This is a genomic window from Phycisphaerae bacterium, assembly GCA_012729815.1.
GTDB lineage: Bacteria > Planctomycetota > Phycisphaerae > JAAYCJ01 > JAAYCJ01 > JAAYCJ01.
On record JAAYCJ010000095.1, the window covers coordinates 1 to 3,717 of the forward strand.

The following is a 3,717-nucleotide window of genomic DNA, read 5'->3' on the forward strand; positions in this document are numbered from 1 at the left end:
AAACGCATTGGGGATTTGCCCCCGTCCGGGCGCCATCCAACCCACGCGACACCCAACGGAACGCAAATCCCCGACACGCCACTACTTATCCGCAGCCTATCGCCTGCGACGGATCACCATACCCAACCCGCCCATCGCAAGAAGGCCCATCGTCACCGGCTCCGGAACGCTCCCGACAACAACGTTGTCGTAGTGACAATAGGACGATGCGGTGTACAGCCCGATGTACAGGTCGTCCGGAACGTCGCTGAACGTCATCGTCTGAACCGTGCCAATCACATCCAGGCCGCTGTCGAAGGCGCTGAACCGCGCTTCCGTGCTGCTCAGACGCTCGATCTGGAACCAGATCCCATCCAGACCGCCAAAACCCGTCGCGATGTCCATGTCGGTCTCCACCGCGCCCGCATCGAACGAAACACGCGCAAATATCTTCGCGGTGTAGTTGTTCCACTGAACGCTCAACACCCTGCTGTCGTCCGTGGCCCTTCCACTCGTCCCGAGCGAATTCGTGGTCAGCAGAAGGGCGTTCGTCCCGTACGTCCCCGACGAGGACTCATCCAGGTACACCCGCGCGTACTCGCCCACGCCGACCGTGAACGCCTTCGTCGTGTAGTCCGCCTTGTTCCCGCCAAGATACACAAGTCCCTCGTCCTCTCGGGAAACGAAACCGTCGACGCTGTATTCCTCCCACGTCGCCGGGTCCTTCGTGGTGCCCGCGAACGACTCGACGTACGTCCCCGTCCCAGCGTCGTACTCAAATCCCGCCTGCGACGCCTGCACGGCCAGCAGTACCCACGCCACCGCCGCCAAACCTGCCCATCTTACCCTCGACATGCTCTTTCTCCTTTCGTCCTAAAAAATGTATTCGGATACACCATGCCCTCCTTCGCCCTTACAAATGCGGAAGATGCCGTATGTATCCGCATACATTCTACCAGGTGCGCCATTCCTGTCAAGAGGGTACCCCAAAACAAGGAAGAACCTTCACAAGCCCCGTCAATCAAACAATTTACATGCGATCGGCTGACCGGCCAACCACCGGACCCCCCAACCCTCCCCCAATACCAACTACTTCCCCATGACGGCGATCGTCTTGCGCTCCCGAAGCTTGCCCGGAACGGTAACCGACGGAATCGGCACCTCAGGGCCATCCAGGCGACGAAGCACCATCCGCGCCGCCTCCGCCCCGATCGTCATCAGATTCAGATCCACCGCCGTGATCGGAAGCGACGAACTGAAACCGATGCTGATATCGTCACACGAAATCAGCGAAAACCGACCCGGTATCCGCCATTCGCGATCGTACGCCACCTCCGCGATGGAATTCGCCATCCCAGAATCCTGCGCCACAACCGCCGTGACCGGATCCTCCAGCGTCAACCAGAACTCCAGCCGCTCTTCAATCCTCGCGTACCGCTGCGACTGTATCTCCGCATACGAACCCCTGGCGGGAATCACCACCGGCTCATCGGAACGCTCCACCCGCGATAGCCCGACGCGGGACATGCTCATGATATACCCGTCATGGCGGGCCCGGACGTAGGCGTGCTGCGGACCCGATGCGTCCATCATGCTGCCCAGATACGCGATACGCCGATGACCCCGTGAAACCAGGTGGCCCACAGCCGTCTCAGCCGCCCCCCGGTCGTCAGGAACGACACAGTTCATCGCCTGTGGCGACGCCGGGTTGATGTCCACGTACGGACAAGGTATCCGATGGTAAATCCTCGACGTATCACCCACAAAATGCGGCAGGTGCATGATGATCCCGTCACAATAATGCTTGCTCAGCAGCGGAGACTCAAGAATCTCCTCAGCCGAAACGTCGCTCGCGCTGGATACGTGACCCATGTTGAGCAGGTACTTGCCTTCCGCCAGCACGCTGACAATCCCATCCACCAGAAAACCAAAAACACGGGCGTTGGAAACGTCCAGAGACACCAGAAGTCCGATCACCCCGCTCTTGCCCCGCGCCAACCCCTGAGCCGAGGCCGAAGGAATGTAGTTCAACGCCTTCATCGCCTCGTGAACCCGCGCGCGAGTCGCGGGAGCCACCGCATCCGGCTTGTTGATCGTTCGCGAAACCGTTGCCTGGGTTACCCTGGCCAGACGGGCCACGTCGTAAGCCGTGATCGTCTTCGACAAGGATGTCGGTCTTGACTTCGCCAACAATGACCGCCTTCTCAAACAAAACCATCAGAACCACCCAGACCTGAATGCGAATACACCCACTATAGCACGTTTCACCCAATCCTGGAAGCCCCTGACCATCCGCTCCCCCCAGGAATGTCTGAGGATACACCCCCCTCGCCCCCAACGCCCCTCCTCACCTTCGCGACCTTCTGTTCAAACCCTCCGCGATTCCACAAGAGAACCGAACCCGCGCCTGACCCACATCTCCCGGCGGAAACCCGTAACCGTTGTCGGATGGCTTTCTTCCCGGACGTCCCAGTCGTCTCCCGCTGTTTCCGTTATTCGGCTGTCGCCCGACCGTCCTTCTCTTGCAGTCGTCTACAGCCGGTACGATCGAATGCGATGCATCCAGATCAGGTACACGAACCACAGGCACGCCGGAATCAACGTCAGGACGAGCAGCAATCGTGACGACGCTCCCGCCGCCTCGCCGGCCCACGCCAGCAGGAACCCCATCGGAACCGAACCCACCAGCAGCGCCGCGTAGAAACGTCCCTGGTGCATCCGAGATAAACCCGCCAGGAACGTCAGCACCTCGGGCGCCACCGGCATCGCCCGCGAAGCGATGATCCCGCCCACGCCCCATGTGTCGAAAAACTGCTGCAGATCCGCCATCTCCTGCTCATCGGCCAGGAACCTCGCCGCCTTGCGCCCCGCCAGCCGAGCCACCCAATAGGCGACCACCCCCGCCAGGAACGACCCAGCCGATCCCACGACCCCGCCCCAGAATACGCCATACATGACCCCAGCCGTCGCCACGACCGGCGACGTCGGAATCGGCAGGAACAGGTCGCCCACCAGCAACGCCATGACCACCGCCCACGCGTACGATCTCGACGAACCAACCCAATCCGCAAACTCCGGTGACGCGAAGATGGCATCCATCTTCTCGTGCCAGAGAAAGTAGGGAGCCAGGACAAACACCACCAGCACTACCACGATGCCGGCAAGCTTCAGATGCAGCAGCCGTCTACGTTCCATTCAGTAACCAACTGGGGCAAGTCTCGAAAGACCAACTTTCAATCTTCTTCATTATCTCCGCCGCCTTCTGCTCAAACCTCCGCCCCTCCGCGCAAGAGCAGCCTTCACCTCTTCTGCTTCGCCGTCAACGAACGGCTTTCTCAGGCCAAATCCGAAATCCGCAATTCGAAACTCGAAATCCAACTCCCTCCGCGTGGTCCGCGTGCTCCGTGCCCCCCAAAAAGGACCGCCAACACCGCCGGATCATCCCCCAGCGACAGCCCTAAAGCCTAAAGCCCAAAGCCTAAAGCCTCTTCCCGCCCTACGCCGCCTCCTGCTCCTCCGTCGGCTCCGGTTCGCCTTGCCCCTTGTCGAACTTCACCCCCACCTTCTTCGACACGCCCGCGTCCTGCATCGTGATCCCGTACAGTACGTCGGCGTAGCTCATCGTCCGCTTGTTGTGCGTGATCACGATGAACTGCGAGTGGTGCAAAAACTCCTGGATCACCATATTGAACCGGTCCACGTTCGCCTCGTCCAGCGCCGCGTCCACCTCGTCGAGGA

At 60.6% G+C, this 3,717-nt stretch carries 4 protein-coding genes; all 4 read right to left on the reverse strand.

Annotation, left to right across the window (positions count from 1 at the left end; translation table 11 throughout):
- Window positions 1–96 precede the first annotated feature (96 nt).
- On the reverse strand, window positions 97–834 hold the full coding sequence (locus GXY33_07055) for a PEP-CTERM sorting domain-containing protein (protein ID NLX04885.1): 738 nt from the start codon (window positions 832–834) through the stop codon (window positions 97–99).
- Window positions 835–1,068: 234 nt separating this feature from the next.
- Window positions 1,069–2,145 (reverse strand): LacI family transcriptional regulator, encoded by a 1,077-nt coding sequence (locus GXY33_07060; GenBank protein NLX04886.1) that lies wholly within the window; start codon window positions 2,143–2,145, stop codon window positions 1,069–1,071.
- A gap of 366 nt (window positions 2,146–2,511) precedes the next feature.
- Window positions 2,512–3,174 (reverse strand): TVP38/TMEM64 family protein, encoded by a 663-nt coding sequence (locus GXY33_07065; protein NLX04887.1) that lies wholly within the window; start codon window positions 3,172–3,174, stop codon window positions 2,512–2,514.
- A gap of 301 nt (window positions 3,175–3,475) precedes the next feature.
- A partial coding sequence (locus GXY33_07070) for a hypothetical protein (protein ID NLX04888.1) occupies window positions 3,476–3,717 on the reverse strand: 242 nt, incomplete at its 5' end.